This is a genomic window from Pedobacter sp. 05T44, assembly GCF_056395985.1.
In genome coordinates this window covers 280,369-305,765 of record NZ_JBFTKO010000003.1, presented here as the reverse complement: position 1 = coordinate 305,765, position 25,397 = coordinate 280,369, and the positions used below count along the sequence as shown (strand labels likewise).

The window sequence follows — 25,397 nt, the reverse complement described above, 5'->3', positions numbered from 1 at the left end:
TTTAAACAATCTTAACTGAGATAGGGGTACTACGGAAATAAAAAAAAAGTAACTTTATTGAAATTTACATAAATGAGCAATCGCTACGCTTTTTTTGAAAAACAGTACATAGGACGTGACTATATCAGGATCTGTATCAGGTTAGTTATGGCTGCATTTTGCTTCGCTGCCTATGTATATGAACGAGATAGAGATAATACCCAGGATTTATTTCTTGTAGTTGGATTTGGTATCATTGGAGTTTCAATAGCGTTGCTTTTTCTAATTCAATACAAAACCATTATTGAGCATAAAAAAATCATAATAGACGGCTTGTGGTCTGCTAAAAGAGTAGAAATAGATCTGAATTCAATAGTTAAAGTAAGAAAAGATACTTATAGTAATTACTTATTCAATAACCCTGTTTATAACCTTCACCGGAAGGGAAGTATTCGTTTTTATTCATCCGGGAAAGACGCTGTTGTGCTTACAGATACTGATGGATTTGAATATTACATTGGTACGCAAAGACCTAATGAAATGTATCTCGTGATACAAGCCGAGATGAAATCTTAAATCAAATCTTTTGAGCCGATCAAAAACTTAAATAATTGCAATTGTTTAACACAAAGCTCAATTTAAGTAGTGTACTTTGCATCGTAAAAAAATATTCATGAAAATAGGTATCGTTTGTTACCCGACTTTTGGAGGTAGTGGTGTAGTTGCCACTGAATTAGGCAAGGCGCTTGCCGACGAAGGTCATCAGGTACATTTCATCACATATAGTCAGCCAGCCAGGCTAGACTTTTTCTCTGAAAACTTATTCTATCACGAAGTATCAGTTAGAGATTATCCATTATTTGATTATGCACCTTACGAATCAGCATTGGCCAGTAAACTGGTGGATGTAGTGCGTTTCGAAAAACTGGATATTTTGCATGTTCATTATGCAATTCCACATGCATCCGCTGCGTTTATGGCAAAGCAAATTTTAGAAACTTACGGCATTAACATTCCATTTGTAACCACGCTGCACGGTACAGATATTACACTTGTTGGTAAAGATCCAACCTATAAACCGGTAGTTACTTTTTCTATCAACAAATCAGATGGGGTTACAACTGTTTCACAAAGCTTAAAAGATGATACAGAGAAGCATTTCGAAATTACTAATGAGATTCAGGTGATTCCGAACTTCATTGATTTTTCGAGATTTAGTTTAAAGCCAAAAGATCATTTTAAAAAAGCAATTGCCCCTAACAACGAACGTATATTAATTCATACCTCGAACTTTAGAAAAGTAAAGCGTACGGCTGACGTGATTAGAATGTTTCAAAAGATTCAGGCTAAAATTCCTTCAAAATTATTAATGGTAGGTGATGGGCCCGAACGCGCATATGATGAACAGCTTTGCAGAAACCTTGGGATTTGTGAACACGTTCGATTCTTAGGAAAGCAAGATGCAATAGAAGAAATTCTTTCTGTTTCTGATCTGTTTCTAATGCCTTCAGAGTCTGAGAGTTTTGGTTTGGCAGCACTTGAAGCTATGGCTTGCAAAGTCCCTGCTATTACTTCAAATGCGGGTGGATTACCGGAATTAAATATTGACGGCTTTTGCGGGTATATGAGTAATGTTGGTGATATTGATGATATGGCTTCAAAAGCAATTCATATCCTGGAAAATGATGATGTATTAAAGCAGTTCAAAGAAAACGCTTTAACAAGGGCGAAAGATTTTGATCTTAAGAAAATATTGCCAGCTTATATTAACTATTATAACAAGGTTATTGAGGCGCAGCATAAACTAAAAGCGGTATAATTAATTATAGAAGTAGCTTGAAAAGTAAAAGAGGGTATATCATAAATAATGATCACCCTCTTTTAATGATTTTATTTCTTAGGTGCAAAAACCAAACAAACCGGAGCTCCAACAGCAATTCTCTTTCCTGTATCTTTTAATTCGCCGGTTTGTGTATTGCGTTCAAATACCACTACATCGTTTGTATACTGATGAGCAACCAACAGATACTTTCCGGTAGGATCAATCGAAAAATTTCTTGGACCTTTACCCAAAGTGCTGATTTGACCTCTTTTGTTCAGCAAGCCTCCTTTTTCAATAGCAAAGAAAGTGATGTTGTTTTCGCTTCCTCTGTTAGTTGCATATAAGAATTTGCCATCCGGAGAGATATGAATATCTGCCGCACCATTTTCCCCGCTAAACCCGTCTTCAGTTATTTTAGTTTCCTGTATTTTTTCTAGTGATCCGTTAGTATAGCTAAAAACTGTTATTCCGGCATCCATTTCGTGAATCAGGTACGCGTACTTACCATCTTTACTAAAGGTGATGTGTCTTGGTCCGGCACCGGGTGTTATTGCTACGCTATCATGAGGAGTAAGAACATCATTAGTACCATTGATATTGTAATTATATAAGTAAACCTTATCTGTTCCAAGGTCATTAATAATTAAATATTTATGATCTGGTGTAAAAAACACCATGTGCACATGAGGACTATTTTGCCTGTCTTTATTAACGCTTTTTCCAAAGTGCTGAACAATTTGTTTTAATGCACCCAATGAGCCATTGCTTTCAATGCCGAAAACAGAAGCATTACCTCCAGAATAATTGGCAGAGATTACATTTTTCTCATCGGCAACAATATAACAAGGATCATCACCATTCGTAGCCTGTTTGTTTAAAAACTTAAGGTCACCTTTTGCAGCGTCAAAACTAAATGCGCTTACCGCGCTTGTTTTTCCAGTTTCGTTTACAGCGTAAACAAATTTGTTATCTGCACTTAAGGTAAGGTAACTTGGGTTTTCAACACCTTTTGTAACACTTAACTGTTTAGATTCACCAGTATTGGTGTCAAAATCATAAGTATAAATTCCTTCGCTCTTACCCGTATTGGTATATGTTCCAATTATTAAATTGTAATCATTTTTCTGTGCACAACTTTGCATCGCTAAAAGGATAATGGGTAAAAGGAAAGATTTTCTCATGTTTAAATTATTTAATCAGATGTTTGATCTGGATTAATTCATGTTCTTCAAGGAAACGCCATCTTCCACGTGGAAGATCCTTCTTGGTTAAATTACCATAAACAACTCTATCCAGTTTAACAACATCGTAGCCCAGGTGTTCAAAAATCCTGCGCACAATTCTGTTTTTACCACTATGGATCTGGATACCAACCTCGCGTTTGGTGCCACCGGCAACGTAAGATACTGAATCTGGTTTAATTATACCATCTTCAAGTTCAATCCCAAACTGAATTTTATTCAAATCACCCTGACTTAAACTCCTGCTTAATTCAACGTGATAGATTTTTGTAATGCCATTTTTAGGATGAGATAGTTTGTCGGCAAGATCACCATCGTTTGTCATTAATAACAAACCAGTAGTATTGCGATCTAATCTTCCAACAGGATAAATACGTTCTCTACTTGCTTTTTCAACAAGTTGCATCACAGTTCTGCGTTCTTGTGGATCATCAGTAGTGGTGATGTAATCTTTAGGTTTGTTTAAAAGCACATAAACCTTTTTCTCACGTTTTAACAATTCACCATTATAGCGGATCTCATCTTTCGAAGGATCAACTTTCTGACCTAATTCAGAAACAACTACTCCATTAACAGAAACTACGCCGGCAGCAATAAGCTCATCGGCTTTACGACGGGAACAAATTCCTGAATTTGCGATGTATCTGTTTAAACGGATTAAGCCGTCGTCTTTTATAACAGGAGATTTCCTGCTGCGCATAACCGTTTCTTTATCGAAACGTTCTGGACGTCCGCCGCGCTCTGCACGATCAGGGCGAGATTGAAAGTCAGATTTCGCGCCATCTCCCTCTCTTTTCCTGAATGGTCTGCTGTCAGTACTTCTAGACGATTGTCCTTTTTTATCATCGAACTTCCTGAAAGGCTTATCGCCAGTAGGACTAAAATTATCTTTCTTTATGTAACTGCGAGTTTTTTCGCCTGGAGGAGTTTCTCTTGAGCTACCTTCTTTATAAGCTCTTGGCTTGTAGTCTCTGTTGTCTCCGTCTCTTGGTGTTCTTGGCTTAAAGTCTTTACCTGCCGCACCTCTAGGGGCAAATCCTTTTGAATCACCATCCCTTGGTGTTCTTGGTTTGAAATCACTACCCGATGTTCTTGGGCCTCTTGATTTGAAATCTTTTGAGTCGTTCTCAGTTCTTGGTTTAAAGCCTCTAGAGTCTCCGTCTTTTCCTCCTCTAGGTTTAAAATCCTTTCTGTCGCCCTCTCTTGGCTTATAATCTCTGTTGCTGTCTCCGTCTCTTGGTGTTCTTGGCTTAAAGTCTTTCGACGCACCAAATTTATTATCTTTTCCTTCTCTATCATCAAACTTGCTTTTTCCTTTGTAAGAACTCTCTGTTCCACTTGGTCTTTTGCCAGTTGTGCTTCGGTTTCCCGGTTTGGACTTGTCATCCCGACTGTTCCTGTTGTTGTTTTTTATCATGATACGCTTTTAACCGCATAATTTATGCGGGTGCAAACTTACTTAAAATTGCTCTAATTCACAATTTTAAGTGTAGATAAACCGTAATATTTCAGAAAATGCGGAGCTCCTTTATAGGTTGGTTTTGGAGGTTTTACTGACTGGTTTTGGAGTCGAAAATGCTTAGTTTTTCGCATTTTTTCTCTTGCGTAACCTGAACCAAAAAAATCTAGCCTCACGGCAGTTTAAACCTCGATTTTGGAAGTGTTTTTCATAAAAGCTTGATAATTAGGTCAATATGTTGTATGTTTGCAGGCGTTTTATATTATTAACCAAAAAAAGGAGGAAAATGATAAAGAAACACATAATAACATGTACGGTAATAATTTCATTACTGGTTATGGCAAAAGTGTTTGCTTACAACATGCCCCAAGCAGCAAAAAGTCTTTCAAAAGAAGAAAAAACAACAAAAAAAGATACAACAGTAACACAAAATGAAAAGCCATTATCTCTGATGGCTAAATTGAGTTTCGCAGAAGAAACACTACCACTAGGGGATGCCAAAGTGGAACGCAAAATGAAGAGAATTCTAGCAGAATTTAGCTTCGACAATTTACAGACCAATCGCCTGCATAGAAAAGCGGCAGAATGGTTTCCTGTGATAGAACCAATCCTTGCCGCTTACGGCATTCCAGAGGATTTTAAATATGTTCCTTTAGTAGAATCAGGATTAAAAGCGGGTGTGTCACCAAAAGGTGCCTCAGGGTTTTGGCAATTTATGCCTACAACTGCCCGTACATACGGTTTAAAAGTTAACTCAAGAGTAGATGAGCGTCAGAATTTACGTAAATCAACTATAGCAGCGGCTAAATACATCAAAGAGCTTTATGGTATTTTTGATAGCTGGACACTTGTTGCAGCAGCCTATAATGTAGGTGATGGCCACATGAGAAGACAAATAGACAGACAAAATCAGGATAATTATTTCAAAATGAAATTAAACCGTGAAACAGGCGGTTATGTTTATAAATTGATTTCCATGAAAGAGATAGTGGAAGATCCTGTTCGTCATGGCTATAGAGCTCCAAGAGCATTATTAGCTTTGAACGGGGGTAATGCCCAAAGTTCTATAAATTAGAAAGAGAAAAGACACGTGCAAATGGGGAAAGCCGTTCCAAATTATTGGAACGGCTTTTTGTTTTATATGAAAATTACTAATTTACTGCCCTATGATGGGAGCGATGAAATTGCGTATACAAAATATGAAGTATGGGCCGGGGGAAACACTGGTTCTTACATTCGATGTTTTGGATGGATTAAAACCAAAATACTTAGCCGGCCAATTTTTAACATTAGTTTTTGATATTCAAGGAAGAGCGCTTAGGAGGTCGTATTCTCTATGTAGTTCTCCTGATGTTGATGAACCACTTGCTATTGCTATAAAACGAGTAGAAAACGGTGAAATATCGAGACTATTGCATCATAGAACAGCAGTTGGAGATATCCTGTATGCTATGCAACCCAATGGTTTGTTTACTTACCCGCCGCAAGATGAGCTAAAAAGAACTGTTTTCCTTTTTGGCGCAGGGGTAGGCATTACACCGCTTTTCGCTATTATTAAAACGGCTCTGGTAAAAGAAAGCCATTCGAAGCTCATCCTTATATATAGTAGTCGCTCGCCAGCTGAAACACTTTTTTACGATGAGCTTAATGAGCTGGAGAAAAACTATCCCGATAGGTTTAAGATTATTTACGTATCAAGCCAATCGCAGAATCTGATGATGGCCAGGTTAAATGTGTTTCTTATAGAAAAAATAGTTAAGGAATGCATGGAGTTTAATGAAAGAGACGCTTTATTCTATACCTGCGGGCCAATAGACTATATGGTTACCTGCCGCATTACCCTGCTTAACCTGGGATTCGATATCAGTCAGATCAAAAGAGAAACTTTTGTAATGCCGGAGGATGAAGTAGATGAAGACGATACTACAGAAAAGGAAGTAAAAGATACAAATACCTACTCTGTGGTTTTGAACCTTAGAGGGCAGGAATACAGACTTTCGGTGCCCTATAATAAGACGATACTTAATGCCGCTCTTGAACAAAATATAGATGTGCCGTACAGTTGTAAGGCTGGAATCTGCAGTACATGTACTGCAAATTGCGTTAAAGGCGGTGTACGTATGGATTATAACGAAATTTTAATGGATGATGAAATTGCGGCCGGCAGGGTGCTGGTCTGTACAGGCCATCCTACAGAAAATGACACAACCATAGTTTGGTAAATAGATAATCTTTCCTTATAATGGCTTACCTTTGTGCCTTTAAAATTGTTATCTTAATCATCAGATATCCATATTGTTTTTAATATATATATGAGCAAAAATACCATTGACCTGGGCGAGCAAAAAGATGTAGAAGTGTATGGTGCCAGGGTGCATAACCTTAAAAATATAGATGTTTCCTTTCCCAGAAATAAGCTTGTTGTAATTACAGGCTTAAGTGGAAGCGGCAAGTCCTCGTTGGCATTTGATACCATTTATGCCGAGGGACAACGGAGGTATATGGAAACCTTTAGTGCCTATTCGCGCCAGTTTATGGGGGGGATGGAAAGACCTGATGTAGATAAAGTCTCGGGCTTAAGCCCGGTTATTGCAATTGAACAAAAAACGACAAGTAAGAACCCAAGATCTACCGTAGGAACAATTACTGAGATCTATGATTTTATGCGTTTACTTTATGCCCGCGCAGCTGATGCCTTTTCTTACAATACAGGTGAGAAGATGGAGCGTATGAGCGAAGATCAGATCCTTAATAACATATTCAATAAGTTTGATGACATGCCGGTAAATATCCTGGCACCCGTTGTTAAAGGTCGTAAGGGCCACTACCGGGAACTTTTTGAACAAATCCGTAAACAAGGATACGTTAAAGTGCGTATCGATGGCGATATACAGGATATTACACCTAAAATGCAGGTTGACAGGTACAAGATCCACGACATTGAAATTGTTGTAGACAGGCTTGTAATAGACCGGAAAGATATAAAACGACTTCAGGATTCACTCCAAACTGCTATGCGTTTAGGAAAGGGAATCATCAAAATAAGTGATAAGGCAAACAATGTGTCTCATTTCAGTCGTTTTTTAATGTGCCCAACAACGGGCATCTCTTACGATGAGCCACAGCCAAATAGTTTTTCTTTTAACTCTCCTTATGGAGCTTGTGAGAATTGCGACGGCTTAGGATACATATTTGTAATTGATAAAGAGTCGGTGATGCCGAATCCTAAACTAAGTATTCTAAATGGAGGATTAGCCCCGTTAGGCGAATATCGAGAAGTATGGGTATTTCAGGTTTTAAAAGCGCTTGCAAAAAAATATAACTTCTCGCTTTCAACTCCACTTGAAAAACTTGGAGAAGAGAATATTAATATTCTTCTAAATGGTACTCACGAATTATTAAGTGTAGCCGTAGAGTATAATAAATGGAACGTTCAGAACTATCAAATCTCATTTGATGGAATTATTAAGCTGTTAGAAGAGCAGCAAGAGCGGAAGGGTGAGGGAGGAGTTGATGATATGGAGAGCTTCCGGAAACTAAAAACCTGCCCTGTATGTAATGGCGCGCGTTTAAAGAAAGAGAGTCTGAACTTTAAAATTGATGGTAAGAACATATTTGAGCTTGCCGAAATGGACATCATCAGCCTTAAAAACTGGTATGTAGATGTAGAGAGCAGACTTACCGAGCGGCAAAACATTATTGCCAAAGAAATTCTTAAAGAGATACGCGCCAGATTAGGCTTCCTTACAGATGTTGGTTTAAATTACCTGTCGTTAGATCGTACTGCACGTACACTTTCTGGCGGTGAGGCACAAAGAATCAGGTTAGCTACCCAAATCGGGTCGCAGTTAATGAATGTAATGTATATTCTGGACGAGCCTAGTATTGGTTTGCATCAGCGTGATAATGAGCGTTTAATAGGAGCCCTTAAAAATCTTAGGGATCTTGGTAATACGGTGTTGGTTGTTGAACACGATAAGGACATGATTCTGGAAGCAGATCATGTAATTGATGTAGGCCCTGCTGCAGGAGCCCATGGTGGCCAAATTGTTGCGCAGGGAACACCAGCTCAAATCCTGAAATCGGATACCTTAACTGCCGCTTATCTAAATGGTAAAAAGGGGATAGAGGTGCCTGCCAAACGCAGAAAAGGAAATGGACACAAGCTTTCCATCATTAAGGCAAGCGGCCACAATTTAAAAGATGTTTCGGTTGATTTTCCATTAGGCAAGTTTATAGCAGTTACCGGAGTATCTGGCAGTGGCAAATCAAGTTTAATTACTGAAACACTGTATCCCATATTAAACCATCACTTCTTTAGAGCAAAAAAACATCCGCTTCCGTACGAAAGGATTAACGGCTTAAAAGAAATAGATAAAGTAATCGAAATAGATCAGGCACCTATTGGTCGTACGCCACGTTCTAATCCATCCACCTATACAGGTGTATTTTCAGATATCAGAAATCTGTACGTTCAGCTGCCTGAAGCCAAGATAAGAGGCTATAAGCCTGGCCGCTTCTCTTTCAATGTAAAGGGGGGGCGTTGCGAAACCTGTCAGGGTGGAGGAATGAAGGTTATAGAGATGAACTTCCTGCCAGATGTACAGGTGCCATGTGAAGAGTGTGGAGGAAAAAGATATAACCGCGAAACGCTGGAAGTACGTTACAGAAGTAAATCTATCAGCGACGTATTGGACATGAGTATAGAAGAAGCATGCGACTTCTTTGAGAACATGCCTTCTATTTATCGCAAAATTAAAACACTTAAAGATGTTGGTTTAGGATATATCACCCTGGGGCAATCATCAACAACTTTATCGGGAGGAGAAGCGCAGCGTGTAAAACTGGCTACAGAACTCTCTAAAAAAGATACAGGAAGAACTTTTTACATTCTGGATGAACCAACTACGGGTTTGCACTTTGAAGATATCAATGTATTGTTAGGTGTACTAAACGAATTGGTTGAAAAGGGAAATACAGTACTTGTTATTGAACATAACCTGGATGTTGTAAAAGTTGCCGACTGGGTTATTGACCTTGGTGAAGAAGGCGGTATAGGTGGAGGCAGAATTATCTTTGAGGGCACACCAGAAGGATTAATTCAAAACCCAATAAGCCTTACCGGTAAGTTTTTAAAAAAAGAAATGGGACTTTAAGCATATGGCTATCTTTTTAGATTCTTTCATTCCAGACTCAGATCCGCACAGCAAAGTGCAGGTGGTAGGAACGGGTCTGGGTAAACAAAATACTAAAGAAGAAGAAACATCTCCATATCGCCTTATACAGCCTGATGATATCAAAAAGTTGTTTAAAGAAAGAACAGCATTTTCGTATAAAGGCACTTATGGGCATGCATTAATTATTGCAGGTGCTCCCCAAACTATGGGAGCTGCGTTGCTGGCCTCTAAGGGCTGCCTTTATGCAGGAGCAGGGCTGACTACCACTTCAATGCCCGAAAGCGGCCTGTTGGCGTTGAATACATCCCTACCGGAAGTAATGTTTGTAAAAAGGAAGGCACTGCTAAAAAATGAAGCACTAACTAAGTATAATGCCATATCTATAGGCCCTGGTTTAGGTAAAGGAGCAAAAGCTGAACAGACACTGGCGCAGTTATTTGCCCTAAAAAGAGACTTTATTGCAGATGCAGACGCCTTAAATATATTAGCTTCGCGTCCGGATCTGTTGGCTGTAATAGAAAAACACTCCATAATAACACCCCACCTAAAGGAATTTGATAATTTATTTGGCAAGCATACGAATTGGTGGGACAGGCTACAGACTGCACGAAAAAAAGCGATACAGCTAGGCATAGTGATTGTTCTTAAAAATCAATATACTTTTATTGTGAGCCAGCGAGGTGAAGTACTTATTAATTCCACTGGTAACCCGGCAATGGCACAGGGTGGTATGGGGGATGTGCTTACCGGAATAATTACCGCATATGTTGCACAAGGTTATCCTGCAAAGGATGCCGCAATATTAGGATGCTATTTTCATGGCAAAGCAGGCGATGATTTGGCTGCAGATGTTTTTAATGTAACTGCATCACAGGTTGCAATGCAACTTCCAAAAACTGTAAAAGATTTTCTGGGTTAAAATTGTTAGATCGAAACGTTGCCTATTACAATCATTTGATTCATGGTAGGACTTACGCTGCCACCTTTTTTCTCTAGCGTTACTGCAAATGCAGCAGCAGAGCCAATTTCTTTCATGGCCACAAGAATATGAGTAGAATCTGCTTTAACGTCAAATACACCTAAATCAACAGGTTTGCCATTTACAATAGCCCAAAGTTGATATTGATGTTGCTGATCATTGGCAGGTAAATCCATTTTAGAATTGTCGACCATTACATGTTTACCTTTTGCATGCCAGTAAACCGTCATTTTCGCTTTCGGATCCATAACAGTTCCAGCTAGTTTTACGGTTTTCCAATCCGGATCATTGTTCATATCAATGATCTTTTGCAGATCAGCATTGCTTTGCTTCATGAAATTAACAGTACTTGTAAATTTCTCGTTGTTAAGGTTTAAGGCAGCAATCTGATCTTTGGCATCGCCTAATTGATTGTGTGCAGAGTAAAGCGCAACAATACTTACAGCTAAAAGCGCAATACATGCTACAAGTGCAATTCGTAAAGATTTTATTTTAGACTCATAAGGAGCGGTGTTCAATGGTACAATTACCGCTTCTTTTATCGGTTCAACTACTTTAACAGGCTCTGGTAAAGACTCGGTTTTTTCCGGACTTTTGGTAACGCCTATTTTTTCCAGAATTTTACTCTCCAGATCAATAGAAGGACTTATCGCATTTTCAAGCGCATATTGTTCCATAGCAATCTCAATGGCTTCAATTTCCTGTTTTACTTCAGGATATTTTGATGCCATTGCTTCAACTTCTTTCTGCTCCTGAGCATTTAATTGCCCCAGAACGTAAAGTTCAAGTATGCCTGATTCAATATATGCTTTTACTTCTTCCACTTTAGTTAAAATGCTTTCTTAATTCCATAATAGCCATTCTGATACGTGTTTTTACAGTACCTAATGGTAAATTTAATTCTTCTGCCGTTTCTACGTGTGTGTACCCCTTAAAATACACCATATTTAATACATCGTTAAATTCGGGTTTAAGCGCGGTAACCATATCTTTTATCCCCAGAATATCCGCATTAAAGGTAACCTCTTTTTGTGCGTCAATGAAATCTACGTTATTTTCTATATCTTGGTTTTTACCTGAATTTTTAAAATCTTTTGAGCGTAACTTGTCTATAGCTAAGTTGCGTGCAATGTTCATCATCCATGTAAATAGTCGGCCTTTAGAGCTGTCGTAGCTATCTGCAGAGTTCCAGATTTTTATAAAGGTTTCTTGTAACAGATCTTCAGCTACTTCAGTTTGCAGAATAATCCTTGAGATAACACCTAGCAATGCACCAGAGTACATGTCATACAATGCCTGAACAGCTATAGTATCCCGACTTTTCAGTTTACTAACCAGCTCTTCTTCAGATAGCGATATTTTTTTTGTAGTTCCCAAGGGTTTTGCTAATATACAGAAACTACAACAAGATGAAAGGAGAATTTGTTTTTAATTAACCGGGAGTTAAAAATCAAATAAGTGTTTCTCTGCATGATAAGAAGAACGTACCAGAGGGCCGCTTTCTACATACCTTAATCCTTTAGCCAATCCTATTTCTTTGTATTTAGCAAACTGATCTGGATGAATCCAGTCTATCACAGGGTGATGATTACGTGTAGGTTGCAGATACTGGCCCAGTGTTAAAATATGAACTCCATTAGCTACAAGGTCATCCATTGCTTCTAAAACGTCATCTTCTGTTTCACCTAAACCAAGCATGATGCCTGTTTTAGTTCTTAATCCAAATTCCGAAATGCGTTTCAGACATTCTAAACTTCTATCGTATTTTGCCTGGATACGCACTTGTTTGGTTAAACGTCTAACTGTTTCAACATTGTGTGACATCACCTCAGGTCTTTCTTCCAATACACGGTACAAGTTGTCCCATACCCCTCTGAAATCCGGAATAAGTGTTTCAAGAGTAGTCTCAGGACTTTCTCTTCTAATTGCCTGTAGGGTTTCTGCCCAGATAATAGAGCCACCATCTTTTAAATCATCTCTGTCTACCGAGGTAATAACGCAATGTTTTACCTGCATCAGTTTAACTGAATTGGCCACACGGTTTGGCTCGTCAAGGTCAACGGCTAAAGGTCGGCCTGTGGCTACAGCACAGAAGGAACAAGAACGTGTACAAATATTTCCCAGGATCATAAAGGTAGCCGTGCCTGCGCCCCAGCATTCGCCCATATTGGGGCAATTACCGCTTTCGCAGATCGTATGTAGCTTATGAGTGTCTACAAGACTACGAACTTGTGCATATTCTTTACCAACAGGAAGCTTTACTCTAAGCCAATCTGGTTTACGTTGTACTGGGTTTTCTGAAACAACCGGAAGTGCGATCATGGTACAAAGTTAAGCAATAGGTTTGAATTGTTGCAAAAATGAAATGTTTACCTGGTGTAATGTTATTTTTTAACCCTACATAAATATCTGATAATCAGATTTGTATTGGGGTTTATACAATGCTTATACAATGATCAAACAATAGTTAACCAATGCTTAAGCAATAAAAGATTGTATAAACGATGTGTAAAATGTTGATAAACAATGTGTAACGGCAATATAAGGCATGCGTTAGCCTGCCCGGAAAAGGGTTTCTTTTAACTTCTAAAGTAGATTTGCTAGTTGTTGATCACTTCTGCAACTTCGTCTGCAGAGATGTCACTATGAGAAGCATCCAGAATACAATCTCCATCTTTGATCAAAAGGATTTGAGGAGATTCATGGTGCACTTGAAAAATTTCAGCTATTTCTGCAGAGATGTCGCGATAGCTGATCAGGTCAAGAAAATACAGTGAAGTATCAGCTGGTAATACTTCCCAGTCCAATTCAAAACGTCGCTTAGCCATAGAGCTAACCGAACAGCGGGTACTGTGTTTAAAAATTAAACTGTAACCTTCTTTTTGTTTTATTTCGCTGATTTGAGTTAAATCAGTAATGTTTTTCCACTGCATCTAATATCTTTCTAAAGTTTAGCCTTAGTTATCATCTTCTTCTCTTGCCTTCCGGATACGAATTGTAAGCCGGACAAAGCCTGTTAGAACATGCTTCTAAAACAGATATGGCAAAAAATACGCCAAGTAATAAAATAGCTACTTTCTTCATCTGTATGATCTTTAATTGATATATTCTTCTAATCTACAGCTTTTCGAAGAAAGTATCAAAGTAATTTTAGACTGTTGCCAAAAGCTCAGCCATTTTTAAAGCGGTAATAGCAGCCTCATCACCTTTATTTCCGTGTTTACCTCCGGCTCTGTCTATAGCTTGTTGCTGATCATTGGTAGTTAATACACCAAATATTACAGGTTTACTATGTTTAACACTTACCTGAGTGATACCGTTTGCAACTGCATCACAAATAAAGTCAAAGTGTTTGGTATCTCCCTGTATTACACAGCCAAGGCAAATAACCGCATCAAGGTCCTTATGTTTTTGTAAAAGCAGATCAGCTGCGGATGTTAGTTCAAAGCTACCCGGTACTGCAATTGATAGGATATTCTCTTGGGTAACACCATGTTTAGTTAGTGTTTCCAAAGCGCCATTGTATAAGCTTCCGGTAATTTCTGCGTTCCATTCTGCTACCGCTATAGCTATCTTAAAAGCGCTTCCGTTTGGTACTGTTGTATGAGAAAAATCAGACAGGTTCTTTAATTGTGTTGCCATGGGGCAAAGCTAGGGAAAAATCATAAAAGTTTTTTAATTGAAAAGTAAGGAAGTGCTTAAAGTACTTTTGTTGATTCTAGGTAAGAGATTGCTGCTTTTGGAGTAAAAAGATAAAGATCATGATAGATGCGGTCGGTTGGCACTCTTATTAACTGATAGCTGGAATATCTTTGATTAATAATTTCTGTAATGGCATAAATAACCGGATTGTTAAATCCCATTTCAAGATAATTGCAAGTAAATGCGTGCTGCTCTCCATCTATTTCAAATGAGACTTTGAATTCCCAGCGGGAATACAAAGTTTCTGGTTCGTAAATAGGAAAACCATCGTCGATGTTTGAAAAATTTAATATGCCTTTGGAAATGTGATTTAGAGTCTCGAGAAATTCTTTATACGGCTTTTTGCCAGGTAGCGGGTCTGTAATTACAGGAATTACAATTTCAGGGAATAATGATAAAATTTCTGTAGCCAGGTAATACGTTTTTTGGTAAATGCCTGTGATACGTGTGTTCAATTCCGCCTCACTTAGAGATGAGAAAATACCACTTTCTTTAAAATGATGCATTGCATAGGCAATGTGTTTGTAAGAAATGGGTAATTGGAAATTGGGTATAGGTGTGTTGTATAAAAATAGATCATCCTTCCTGTAGAACTGAAATATCTGTTGGTTTTCGCGATCTACTCTGCAAATTAGGATTTTTTGGTGATGCTCAGGGAATAAAAGTCCGGGTAATTTTGAGATTAAAGAAGTAAATCTGTGGCTGCAATTAAAATCAGCAAGCAGGATATTTACAGATTTAAGTATATTTTGAATAAGGATTTGATCATAACTTCTCTTGTTTTCAGGTATATGAAAATCAGTATGATCATACTTATGGACTTGCTCTCCGGTATTAATATTTATTGTCCATTTTTTAGAATGGTGAATAGGCACGCCTGAAAACTCACCGATTGAGAACGTAATTTCCTTAATCTTAAATACAGTATAGATTAAACTATTTACAATTTCAGTTAGATCTGCAAGCAGTTCTTTATGGCCCTCCGGGTAATGCAACAGATCAATAACAGAGCAATATCTGCTGTACTTAAAGAAATCGAAATAGCCCTGGAGTTTACTTTCTGTTATGTCTGCCCGCAGTTTTTCCAGCTCATCAGGATTTAGTAACCCACTGATTAATCCATAGGAGTACTTTTGAGTAAGCGTATCGGCAAATTCTAATTGCTTTTCTATGGTAAAAGCAGCTTTTAATTTAATTAGTTCGTTGGCCAGATGTAAGATGTGAAATTCGCTTAGAATGCAGTGTTTTAGCCTTTCATCCAGTTTATGATGAATGTCATTGCTAATCAATTTGTATCTTAATAAGATCTCTAAAAAAGCAATGGACTCATTACTATTTTGTTTATCTGAAGACACCGAAACTGATTCGTCTGGTACAATAACAATTCCCACATTGGTATTTATTTCTTCTGAGTCTCTGTTTAAGAAAAAATAATACAAAGCCTCGAAAGGTAATAATGGATGTTGACGGGATGCTTTATTCAGGAAGCTGGTTATTCGTGTTGCTTCTCTGTCAGTAATGATTTTCGCGTTTCTGAGGTCGTTAATTAAATCCATGAGTTAGAATTTTTATTAAGGTATAAAAAATAGAGGAAACGTAAAACGTCAAAAAAAAAGGCCGGTACATATGTACTGGCCTTTTAGTAGAATATTTGTAGCAAACTATTTTGCCTGTGCTTCTGCACGAGCAATATATTCGTCTATCATTTGAGCTTCCTGACTTTGAGGATACTGTGTTTTAATTTTGTTGTAAGCATCAGCAGCACCTTTGTAGTCTTTTTGAACTTCATAAACTAAACCTAGTTTTTTAAGGAACAATGGAGAGGTGAATTTGTTGCTTGCTTTATCGGCAGCTTTTTTATAATAAGTGATGGCTTGCTTGTAGTCTTTTAGTTCGCTGTAAGCGTCACCTAATAAACCTAATGCTAAAGGATCTGCAACAGGGCTTCCTGTATCAGAGTATTTACCTAAAGATTCAATTGCTTTTTTGTATTCACCTTTACGTAAATAGATGCCGCCTAAATAAAGGTTAGCAAGGTTGGCCGATTTAGTGTTCGCGTATTCATCAGCAATTTTTTCAAATCCTGGATAACCACCTTCGCCGTTTATAGCTTTGTTGGCTAATGAGTCTACACCAAGGAATTGCTCTGCTTTATACATTTTAGCTGAGGCTTCTTCCGCTCTGTTTTTTAAATAAACATTCTGATACCAGATGTAAATTCCAATTAGTACAATGATAGCACCTGCAATGAACAAAAGGCTTTTTGAGTTTTCTTGTAAAAAAGAACCCTTTCTTACCTGTTGATTTATTTCTTTTTCTGTTGTGGACATTTTATTTAAAAAAATTAAGGACTGCAAAAATACATTTTTACATTAAAGTATCAACCTCTTTTTTGAGTATTTAAATAAAGTTTAATGAACTGAGCGTTAATTAGAACCAATATGTTGCTGAGGCATGTTAAACTGCCATCAAAATGGGGAAAGTTTGTGGGTAAATAAATAGGCATGTATCGACCCGATTTAACAAAGCTAAACGGTAACTTTGGCTTCAGATAATATGTGGTTAAAGAATATTACACTCCTAAATTTTAAGAACTACGCAGATGCTAGTATTAGTTTTTCCAAAACAGTAAATGCGTTTGTGGGAAACAATGGCGCCGGTAAAACTAATTTGCTGGATGCAATACATTATTTATGCCTTTGTAAGGGTTATTTTAATCCAATTGACAGTCAACAGATTAAAACAGCCGAGGATCTTTTTTTAATACAGGGTGATTTTGACCGGAAAGAGAAGAATGAGAAAATAACCTGCGGTGTTAAACGAAACCAGAAGAAACAGTTTAAAAGAAATAAAAAAGAGTACGATAAATTAGCTGATCATATTGGGCTGTTCCCTTTGGTGATGATTTCTCCTTACGATACCAATATTATTACTGATGGGAGTGAGGAACGGAGACGTTTTATGGATAATGTGATCTCGCAAACAGATACCCACTATTTAGATGAACTTATTTTATATAACCGCCATCTGTTGAATCGCAATGCGCTATTTAAGCAGATAGGAATAACAAGAAGCTATGATCCAACTTTGTTGGAGATTTATAATGAGCAACTGGTTCAGTCGGGACTAAAGATTTTTGCCAAGCGGAAACAATTTATGCTTGATTTTATTCCACTGTTTGATAAGTATTATCAGTTTTTAACAGATGATAATGAGCAGGTAAGTTTGCAATACCAGAGCCAGTTAAGTGATACTCCTTTTGAACAGTTGCTTGCACAATCTATAGAAAAGGATAAGATTTTAGAGAGAACTACCACCGGAATTCATAAAGATGATCTGATATTTACCATTACAGAAATGCCTTTAAAGAAGTTTGGTTCGCAAGGGCAACAAAAATCGTTTTTAATTGCATTAAAATTGGCGCAATATGCTTATCTTCAGAAACATAAAGGGTTTAAGCCCTTGCTGTTGTTAGACGATATTTTTGATAAACTTGATGACAACAGGATGCATAAATTAATGGAAATGGTTTCTCATCAGGACTTTGGACAGATTTTTATAACCGATACAGGAAGAGAGAGAGTTTTGGCTTTGTTTAATAAGATAAACGTGCCGGTAACATTATTTGAAGTAAATAACGGATCAGTAAATCATGCGTAAACCTAATGATATTACCTTAAAAGAAGGTATTGGTAAATTACTGAATGTATACAGACTAAAAGGCCGGTTTGATGAAACCTCTGTAGTTGCTTTTTGGCCAGAATTAATGGGTAAAGCTGTAGCGAACCGAACTACGCAGATTTACATTGCACACAAGAAATTGTTTGTGAGAATCGAATCGTCGGTTGTTAAAAATGAATTGCTGATGGTTAGAGCCGGCATTATTCAAAAGATAAATGAACATGCCGGCACTGAGGTGATTACAGATATTGTGTTTCTGTAGTGTTTTTACTTAACTTAAAATATTCTGCTGATCAACCAAATGATTAGCGCCAGTACCAGAACAACAACGATTACTCCGGTCCAAACGCCTGCTTTAAAAATTCCTTGAATTAATTCACAGCTGGCTAATGTGGTTGATAGAAATGCAATAATTGCGAGTGGGAAAAATCTTTTGGTCATCATAAGCTTTATGTTTTTAATGTATGTAACAAAATCTTATGATAATGGTTTTAGATTTACTTGCCGTTTACCTTAAGAAGCTCAATTTCAAAAACCAGTGTGCTGTAAGGAGGAATGTCCTGACCAGCCCCACGTTCGCCATAGGCAAGGTTGTATGGTATAAAGAATTTATATTTTGAACCAGCCGGCATTAATTGTACTCCTTCTGTCCATCCGGCAATAACGTTGTTAAGCGGGAATGAAATAGGCTCACCTCTATCGTACGAGCTATCAAACTGTTTTCCGTTTAATAGGGTACCTTTATAATGTACAAGAACTGAGTCTGTAGCTTTGGGCATAATACCTGTGCCTTTTGTAATTACCTGGTATTGTAATCCAGTTGCTGTAACCTGAACTCCGGGTTGTTTTTTGTTGTTTTCCAGAAATGCTGTGCCTTCGGCAATTGCTGGTCCGAACTTCTTTTTACTTAAGGTTGCAAATAGATTGTTGATGGCAGATTGTGAACCTTGTGTTGTTAAAGCGAAAGGCTTATCATTAAAGGCGTCTTTCAGACCTTGAACTAATAAGTCGTAATTAAGGGCATTTAAACCGTCTTTTTTCATACTGCTAGCCATTGTTATTCCGAAAGAATAACTTGCCGAGTCTAGCGTAGTTTTAAATGCAGGTTTGGCGATTGGTTTTTGTACGCTTTTAGTAGCGGTAGCTTTTTTGGTAGTGGTGGTAGGCTTTTTGCTTGTCTGAGCAAGTGCTGCAACTGAGCATAGTGGTAATAAAAGTGCGATAGCGATCTTCTTCATTTTAATAAATTTGTTCCGAAAGGTACAAACTTATGATTATTACCCTGCATGTTAATAAAATTTTGAACATGCAGGATAATAAAAGATCTTACTAGAAACGCTCAGCAGCGGTAAAGAAGAAATCGCCTTCTATAGCAGCGTTTTCATTTGAATCTGAACCGTGAACAGCATTTGCATCGATAGATTTTGCATATTTTCTGCGGATAGTACCTTCAGCTGCTTCTGCAGGGTTGGTAGCTCCGATAAGTGTTCTGAAATCTTCAATTGCATTATCCTTTTCTAAAATAGCAGCAACGATAGGTCCAGACGACATAAAGCTTACTAAATCTGCGTAAAAAGGACGTTCTTTATGTACTTCATAAAATTTACCAGCAGTTTCAGGCGTTAATTGAGTGTATTTTAGTGCGATGATTTTAAAACCAGCTGTAGTTATATCATTAATAATTGCGCCGATATGCCCGTTTGCAACAGCATCAGGCTTGATCATGGTAAAAGTTCTGTTCGTTGTCATTTTTTTATTTCAAATTTTTTGCAAAATTACGTTTTATACTGTTAATATTAAAGTTTGAAATTTATATATACTTGCCGTTGCATAAAACAAAACAATTCGATATCACCTCTATCTTGTAAATAAATTGGATTATAGAGGAAATATAATAGGTTCAATTAATCATTAAATATTAATTCGTTAGCTTTGCGACCGAAAATTATGTTATCCATTTCAGAAATAAAGTCGTTGCTGGCTACGCCGCAAAAAATAGTGATCACTACCCATCATAAACCTGATGGTGATGCAATGGGCTCTTCTTTGGGCTTATATGCTTATTTGATTCAATTGGGGCATCACGTTAAGGTGATTACACCTACTGATTACCCATATTTTTTGCATTGGCTTCCTAATAACTCTGATGTAATCATTTATACGGAACAGCCTGAGCACTCAGCAGAATTAGTTGCCGATGCTGCAATGATCTTTTGTCTGGATTTTAATAGCCTTACCAGAATTAATGAACTTGGTGAGTTGGTTAGAGCTTCAAGTGCTTATAAATTAATGATAGATCATCACCTGGAGCCTGAAGATTTTGACGACTATCGTCATTGGAGTATTAGTGCATGTGCTGCGGCTCAGTTGGTTTATGAGTTTATTGTAGATGAGCTTGGAGATGGAGCAAGGATGAACAAAGACATTGCTACCTGCCTTTATACCGGTTTAATGACAGATTCTGGTTCTTTCAGATTCCCATCAGCAACATCTGCAGTATACCGCATGGCAGCTGATCTGATAGATCTGGGAGCGGAGCATTGGAAGATCCATCAGTTGGTTTATGATAATGCTACTGAAAACAGGTTAAGATTTTTAGGCCACTGTATAAGTAACAAGTTAGAGATACTACGAGAGTTTAATACCGCAATTATTTCTGTTACTAAAGAAGAATTAAACGAATATAATATAGCTACAGGAGATACAGAGGGGATAGTAAACTATGCCTTATCTATAAACGGGATCAGGCTTGCCGCATTTATTATTGAAAGAACTGATAAAGTTAAATTATCTTTGCGCTCCACCGGGGATTTTCCTGCTAATGAAATTTGCAAGAAATATTTTAATGGTGGTGGACACAGGAATGCGGCAGGAGGATTTTCGGATAAGAATTTAGAGGATACAATAGCGCAATTTAAATCGGTATTGATAGAATATAAAACACAATTATTACAATAAATAAAAACCAAAAAATAATTTATAAACAACCACATGAAGAAAGGTATAGTAATTCTTTTCGCAGCAACACTTGGGTTAGCTGCTTGTAACAACTACAAAAAAGGACCGGGAGGTTTGATGTATCAGATACACAAATCTGGAGGAAACGAAAAAATTAAAGAAGGTGATATTGTTAAAATCAACTTTATCCAAAAAACTGAAAAAGATTCGACAATTGTAAGCACGTTCGATTTAGGTCAGCCACAAGTATTTCCTGTTGGGAAAAAAGCTTATGATGGCGATATGAACGATGTACTTTATTTATTTGGTGAAGGTGATAGTGCAACGTTTAAGTTAAACCTTGATACTATGGCTAAGCACTCTGGTCAGCCAAAACCACCAGCAAATGCAAAAGATACCTATATGGTGTTTACTGTTAAAATAGAAAAAGTATTGAAAAAGGCTGCTGGCGAGGCAGATACAACTTTCCAAAAGAAAGCTCAGGAGTTTTTCCAAAAAGATTATCAAGCTACTATAGCTAAATTGAAAGATTCTGAAGCTGGTAAAATCAAAAAATTCATTGCTGACAATAACCTTAAAACGCAAACTACTGCATCAGGATTACAGTATGTAATTAATGCTCCGGGTAATGCTCAAAAACCAGTTGCGGGTGATACAATTATGTTAAACTACACTGGTAAATTGCTTAATAAAAAAGCAGACGGTAAAGACAATATTTTTGACACTTCGGTTGAATCTGTTGCTAAAGCAGCTGGAAAATACAATGCTATGGCAAAATATGCTCCACGTCCGTTTACTATCGGTGCAGCAATCCCAGGATTTGATGAGGCTTATCAATTAATTGGTAAAGGTGGAAAAATCACTGTAATTATTCCTTCTGCATTAGGTTACGGAGAAGGCGGTCAGCCACAAGCTGGAATTACTCCTTTCTCTCCTCTTTGCTTTGACATTGAGATTGTAGATATTAAAAAACCAACAGCTCAGGCTGGTGCAACTATTGCTCCAATAACTCCTGCAGCTCCAGTGAAAAAATAATATTTTAGCTGTATATACAGCGAGATTAAAAGGGGGTGTGTCATTTTTATGATACACCCCCTTTTTGTTATTATCAGCTTACTGTGGTTTTTTGTTAACTTTGCTCATGCTTTTAACAGATACCCATACACACCTGTATTACGAAACAGACGAAGAGAAACAAGCATTGCTTATGCAGCGTTGCTTTGATAATAATATAGAGCGATTGTTTCTGCCCAATGTTGATATTGCTTCGATTGCAAGTATAGATGCCATGGTGAAGAAATACCCTAAAAATTGTTTTGCGATGGCAGGCCTGCATCCTTGTGAGGTGAAGGAGGATTACGAACTGGTATTGGATGAAATTTGCCAAAGTATTGTGGATAGAGAGATTTATGCTATAGGCGAAATAGGGATTGATCTTTACTGGGATAAAGCAACTTTAGAGATTCAGAAAATTGCTTTTATAGAACAGATTAATTGGGCTAAGGATCTTGATTTGCCTATCGTTATTCATTGCAGGGAAGCCTTTAATGAGGTTTTTGAAGTATTGGAGCAAGAGAAGGACAAAAAGCTAAGAGGGATTTTTCATTGTTTTACAGGGAACCTGGAACAGGCTAAACATGCTATAGAACTTGGGTTTTACTTAGGTATAGGAGGTGTGGTTACGTATAAAAAATCGGGACTTGACGAAGTGTTAAAAGATATCCCGCTTGCTAATATTGTGTTAGAAACTGATTCTCCGTATTTAGCCCCTGTTCCTTTTAGAGGAAAGCCTAACGAAAGTAGTTACCTTATTCATATTGCAGAAAAGCTGGCTGAAATCTATAATACAAGTGTAGAAGAGATTGCTTCAGTAACTACAGCCAATTCCATCAGCATTTTTAAAGTTTAGTAATGACCAGAATACTTATTATTTATACCGGTGGTACAATTGGAATGGTTAATGATCCCAAAACCGGGACGCTGATTCCTTTTGATTTTAAGCAAATTCAACAAAATGTTCCTGAACTAAAGCGGTTGAACTATGATCTTGATGTGTATTCGTTTGATCCTATCCTCGATTCCTCTAACATGACACCGGAGATCTGGGCTGATATTGCTCAGTTGATTTATGATAAATATGACGAGTTTGATGGTTTTGTGATTTTGCATGGATCAGATACAATGGCTTTTACCGCATCTGCTTTAAGTTTTATGCTCGAAAACCTTGGGAAACCGGTAGTGCTTACAGGTTCTCAGCTCCCTATTGGAGAAATCAGGACCGATGCAAAAGAGAATTTAATTACTGCACTGGAAATAGCTGCTACCAAAACAAACGGAAAGGCAATGATCCCTGAAGTGTGTATCTATTTTGATTATCAGTTGTTCAGAGGAAACAGGTCAATAAAATACAACGCTGAAAAATTTGAAGCTTTTCGATCGCCAAATTATCCTATTCTGGCAGAAGCAGGAGTAACACTTTCTTTTTTTAAGAACTATATTTTACCTCAGCCGGAGAAGCCGTTAAAAGTAAATTTGAAATTTAATCCAAATATTGGTGTTTTGAAACTGTATCCGGGGATTTCACCTCAGGCAGTTAAAGCAATAACCGATTCTCCGGTAGATGCTATTATTTTAGAAACTTTTGGCTCGGGAAATACGACTACTGCCGACTGGTTTATTGAATGCCTGCAAAAAGCGATTAATAAGGGTAAGGTGATCATAGATATTACTCAATGTCAGCGTGGCTCAGTTGAGCTAGGAATGTATCAAACAAGTAAAAAGCTGCAACAGATGGGAGTGGTGAGCGGTTATGATATGACGTTTGAGGCTACCACTACCAAATTAATGTACCTTATGGGGCAGGGTCTGGAAAAAAGTGAACTGGTGCGCTTAATAGAAAAGCCTTTAAGAGGGGAATTAACTGTTTAAAGTAAATTTGCGACGTAGGTTTTATGCTGAAAGATTATAATCTTAAATTTGTATATGAATATTGAACAGATCTATACGGGTTGTTTGGCAGAAGCGGCTTACTATATTGAGAGTAATGGCGAGGCTGCTATAATTGATCCTTTGCGTGAAGTTGAGCCATATTTAAAGAAAGCGGAGAAAGATAGAGCGAAGATTAAGTATATTTTTGAAACACATTTTCATGCAGATTTTGTATCCGGACACATAGATTTAGCAGAGAAATCTGGTGCTGATATTGTATACGGGCCAACTGCTAAAACATCTTTTAAATCCCATATTGCCAAAGATGGAGAGCAATTTAAAGTTGGGGATTTGACGATTACTGCTTTGCATACACCCGGACATACGCCGGAGTCTACAACTTATTTGCTGACCGATAAAGAAGGTAAGTCTTATTGCATTTTTACAGGTGATACCTTGTTTATTGGTGATGTAGGCAGGCCAGATCTGGCTCAGCAAGGTTCTTTAACTGTTGAGGACATGGCGGCTACGCTATATGATTCATTGCATAATAAAATATTAACCTTACCAGATGATGTGCTGGTATACCCTGCACACGGCGCTGGTTCTGCCTGTGGGAAAAACATGAGTAAGGAAACTTTTGATACTCTGGGGCATCAAAAGGAAGTAAACTATGCACTTAAGGCGGCAACAAAAGAGCAGTTTATAAAAGAAGTGACCGATGGTATTTTACCACCACCCCAGTACTTTGCCAAGAATGCTGAGATGAATAAACATGGTTACGAGAGCTTTGATGATGTTTATGAAAAGGGTTTTAATCCCTTAAACCCAGATGAGTTTGAAGCGATGGTTAATCATGCGGGAGCTGTGATTCTAGATACGAGGGATCCACAGGTTTTTGCTAAGGGGTTTATTCCTTCGTCGGTAAATATTGGTCTTAACGGGCAATTTGCTCCGTGGGTAGGTGCCTTAATTACAGATCTGAAGCAAGCTTTATTGTTAATTGTTGAGGATGGAAAAGAAGAAGAAGCGATTACCCGTTTATCTCGTGTAGGTTATGATAATACTATTGGATACCTGAAAGGCGGCATTGCCGCATGGGAAGCAAGTGGTAAGGATATAGACATCATTACTTCTATTTCTGCTGAAGCGTTTGAAGATATCGTAAATGCGGATCCTGATGTGAACGCCCTTGATGTAAGGAAGCCAGGAGAATATGAAGCAGAGCATTTAGAGAATACGCTGGCCCGTCCTTTGGATTATATTAATGAATGGACAAAGGAAATTGATACTAAGCAAACCTATTATATTCATTGCGCCGGTGGCTACCGTTCTATGATAGCGGCATCTATACTAAAAGCGAGAGGGGTTGATCATGTTGTGGATATTGCAGGAGGATATGGAGCCATCAAATCTACCGGGTTGAAGCGGACAGATTTTGCCTGCCCATCTAAAGCCATGAAAGACTGAG

25 protein-coding genes are annotated in these 25,397 nt (G+C 37.8%); 13 read left to right on the top strand and 12 right to left on the bottom strand.

Features of this window, described 5'->3' with window-relative positions; all coding sequences use genetic code 11:
• Positions 1-72: 72 nt before the first annotated feature.
• Together AC1DDK_RS08220 and bshA are read left to right on the top strand one after the other, a co-directional pair.
• Positions 73-555 (top strand): hypothetical protein, encoded by a 483-nt coding sequence (locus tag AC1DDK_RS08220; RefSeq protein ID WP_172661575.1) that lies wholly within the window; start codon positions 73-75, stop codon positions 553-555.
• A gap of 97 nt (positions 556-652) precedes the next feature.
• Positions 653-1,798: an N-acetyl-alpha-D-glucosaminyl L-malate synthase BshA gene (bshA, locus tag AC1DDK_RS08215; RefSeq protein ID WP_172661574.1), complete on the top strand. Its 1,146-nt coding sequence runs from the start codon at positions 653-655 to the stop codon at positions 1,796-1,798.
• Positions 1,799-1,869: 71 nt separating this feature from the next.
• Here the strand turns inward: bshA and AC1DDK_RS08210 are convergent, their stop codons facing one another.
• Entirely contained in the window at positions 1,870-2,982 is a 1,113-nt protein-coding gene (locus tag AC1DDK_RS08210; RefSeq protein WP_288881993.1) for a lactonase family protein, read from the bottom strand.
• 7 nt (positions 2,983-2,989) lie between these two features.
• The gene (locus AC1DDK_RS08205) at positions 2,990-4,459 is read right to left on the bottom strand and encodes a pseudouridine synthase (RefSeq protein ID WP_337717235.1); all 1,470 of its coding nucleotides are present in this window, start codon (positions 4,457-4,459) and stop codon (positions 2,990-2,992) included.
• Between the two features lie 328 nt (positions 4,460-4,787).
• Here AC1DDK_RS08205 and AC1DDK_RS08200 point away from each other — a divergent pair, with 328 nt between their 5' ends.
• From AC1DDK_RS08200 to AC1DDK_RS08185, 4 genes are all read left to right on the top strand, one after another.
• Positions 4,788-5,576, top strand: a complete 789-nt coding sequence (locus AC1DDK_RS08200; protein ID WP_288881998.1) for a lytic transglycosylase domain-containing protein — start codon at positions 4,788-4,790, stop codon at positions 5,574-5,576.
• A 103-nt stretch (positions 5,577-5,679) separates the two neighbouring features.
• Complete coding sequence (locus AC1DDK_RS08195) at positions 5,680-6,723, top strand: ferredoxin--NADP reductase (RefSeq protein ID WP_337717234.1); 1,044 nt, start codon at positions 5,680-5,682, stop codon at positions 6,721-6,723.
• A gap of 90 nt (positions 6,724-6,813) precedes the next feature.
• Complete coding sequence (uvrA, locus tag AC1DDK_RS08190; protein ID WP_172661570.1) at positions 6,814-9,657, top strand: excinuclease ABC subunit UvrA; 2,844 nt, start codon at positions 6,814-6,816, stop codon at positions 9,655-9,657.
• A 4-nt stretch (positions 9,658-9,661) separates the two neighbouring features.
• On the top strand, positions 9,662-10,597 hold the full coding sequence (locus tag AC1DDK_RS08185; RefSeq protein WP_288882001.1) for an NAD(P)H-hydrate dehydratase: 936 nt from the start codon (positions 9,662-9,664) through the stop codon (positions 10,595-10,597).
• Positions 10,598-10,602: 5 nt separating this feature from the next.
• On the opposite strand, the gene AC1DDK_RS08180 is transcribed toward AC1DDK_RS08185, so the two are convergent.
• The 7 genes from AC1DDK_RS08180 to AC1DDK_RS08150 all read right to left on the bottom strand — a co-directional run bounded on the left by AC1DDK_RS08180 (position 10,603) and on the right by AC1DDK_RS08150 (position 16,689).
• Positions 10,603-11,481, bottom strand: coding sequence for an anti-sigma factor (locus AC1DDK_RS08180; RefSeq protein ID WP_288882004.1), 879 nt, complete (start codon positions 11,479-11,481; stop codon positions 10,603-10,605).
• Between the two features lies 1 nt (position 11,482).
• Entirely contained in the window at positions 11,483-12,034 is a 552-nt protein-coding gene (locus AC1DDK_RS08175; RefSeq protein WP_172661567.1) for an RNA polymerase sigma factor, read from the bottom strand.
• 66 nt (positions 12,035-12,100) lie between these two features.
• Positions 12,101-12,979 (bottom strand): lipoyl synthase, encoded by an 879-nt coding sequence (gene lipA / locus AC1DDK_RS08170; RefSeq protein ID WP_108205081.1) that lies wholly within the window; start codon positions 12,977-12,979, stop codon positions 12,101-12,103.
• Positions 12,980-13,257: 278 nt separating this feature from the next.
• Positions 13,258-13,590 carry a bacillithiol system redox-active protein YtxJ gene (gene ytxJ, locus AC1DDK_RS08165; RefSeq protein WP_099440663.1) on the bottom strand — a complete coding sequence of 111 codons (333 nt, stop codon included), beginning with the start codon at positions 13,588-13,590 and terminating at the stop codon, positions 13,258-13,260.
• Between the two features lie 217 nt (positions 13,591-13,807).
• On the bottom strand, positions 13,808-14,299 hold the full coding sequence (gene ribH / locus AC1DDK_RS08160; protein WP_172661566.1) for a 6,7-dimethyl-8-ribityllumazine synthase: 492 nt from the start codon (positions 14,297-14,299) through the stop codon (positions 13,808-13,810).
• Positions 14,300-14,355: 56 nt separating this feature from the next.
• A complete protein-coding gene (locus tag AC1DDK_RS08155; protein ID WP_337717232.1) occupies positions 14,356-15,915 on the bottom strand; it encodes a hypothetical protein in 1,560 nt (519 codons plus the stop codon).
• A gap of 105 nt (positions 15,916-16,020) precedes the next feature.
• Complete coding sequence (locus AC1DDK_RS08150; RefSeq protein WP_337717230.1) at positions 16,021-16,689, bottom strand: tetratricopeptide repeat protein; 669 nt, start codon at positions 16,687-16,689, stop codon at positions 16,021-16,023.
• Positions 16,690-16,915: 226 nt separating this feature from the next.
• On the opposite strand from AC1DDK_RS08150, the gene recF reads away from it, so the two are divergent.
• Both recF and AC1DDK_RS08140 read left to right on the top strand, forming a co-directional pair.
• Positions 16,916-18,019, top strand: coding sequence for a DNA replication/repair protein RecF (gene recF / locus AC1DDK_RS08145; RefSeq protein WP_172661876.1), 1,104 nt, complete (start codon positions 16,916-16,918; stop codon positions 18,017-18,019).
• Positions 18,012-18,302 carry a DciA family protein gene (locus AC1DDK_RS08140; protein ID WP_068891393.1) on the top strand — a complete coding sequence of 97 codons (291 nt, stop codon included), beginning with the start codon at positions 18,012-18,014 and terminating at the stop codon, positions 18,300-18,302. Before recF ends, AC1DDK_RS08140 begins: the two co-directional genes overlap by 8 nt.
• A gap of 14 nt (positions 18,303-18,316) precedes the next feature.
• On the opposite strand, the gene AC1DDK_RS08135 is transcribed toward AC1DDK_RS08140, so the two are convergent.
• From AC1DDK_RS08135 to AC1DDK_RS08125, 3 genes are all read right to left on the bottom strand, one after another.
• The gene (locus AC1DDK_RS08135) at positions 18,317-18,484 is read right to left on the bottom strand and encodes a hypothetical protein (protein WP_172661564.1); all 168 of its coding nucleotides are present in this window, start codon (positions 18,482-18,484) and stop codon (positions 18,317-18,319) included.
• Between the two features lie 53 nt (positions 18,485-18,537).
• Positions 18,538-19,278: an FKBP-type peptidyl-prolyl cis-trans isomerase gene (locus AC1DDK_RS08130; RefSeq protein ID WP_288882016.1), complete on the bottom strand. Its 741-nt coding sequence runs from the start codon at positions 19,276-19,278 to the stop codon at positions 18,538-18,540.
• 91 nt (positions 19,279-19,369) lie between these two features.
• Positions 19,370-19,789: a nucleoside-diphosphate kinase gene (locus AC1DDK_RS08125; protein ID WP_048907485.1), complete on the bottom strand. Its 420-nt coding sequence runs from the start codon at positions 19,787-19,789 to the stop codon at positions 19,370-19,372.
• Positions 19,790-19,987: 198 nt separating this feature from the next.
• Between AC1DDK_RS08125 and AC1DDK_RS08120 the strand changes: the two genes are divergently transcribed.
• The 5 genes from AC1DDK_RS08120 (at position 19,988) to AC1DDK_RS08100 (ending at position 25,396) form a co-directional block, all read left to right on the top strand.
• Entirely contained in the window at positions 19,988-20,998 is a 1,011-nt protein-coding gene (locus tag AC1DDK_RS08120) for a DHH family phosphoesterase (RefSeq protein ID WP_172661561.1), read from the top strand.
• Between the two features lie 33 nt (positions 20,999-21,031).
• The gene (locus AC1DDK_RS08115; protein WP_172661560.1) at positions 21,032-22,033 is read left to right on the top strand and encodes an FKBP-type peptidyl-prolyl cis-trans isomerase; all 1,002 of its coding nucleotides are present in this window, start codon (positions 21,032-21,034) and stop codon (positions 22,031-22,033) included.
• 106 nt (positions 22,034-22,139) lie between these two features.
• Positions 22,140-22,907 (top strand): TatD family hydrolase, encoded by a 768-nt coding sequence (locus AC1DDK_RS08110; RefSeq protein ID WP_172661559.1) that lies wholly within the window; start codon positions 22,140-22,142, stop codon positions 22,905-22,907.
• Positions 22,908-22,909: 2 nt separating this feature from the next.
• Positions 22,910-23,926: an asparaginase gene (locus AC1DDK_RS08105; protein ID WP_172661558.1), complete on the top strand. Its 1,017-nt coding sequence runs from the start codon at positions 22,910-22,912 to the stop codon at positions 23,924-23,926.
• A gap of 54 nt (positions 23,927-23,980) precedes the next feature.
• On the top strand, positions 23,981-25,396 hold the full coding sequence (locus AC1DDK_RS08100; RefSeq protein WP_172661557.1) for an MBL fold metallo-hydrolase: 1,416 nt from the start codon (positions 23,981-23,983) through the stop codon (positions 25,394-25,396).
• Position 25,397: the final 1 nt, after the last annotated feature.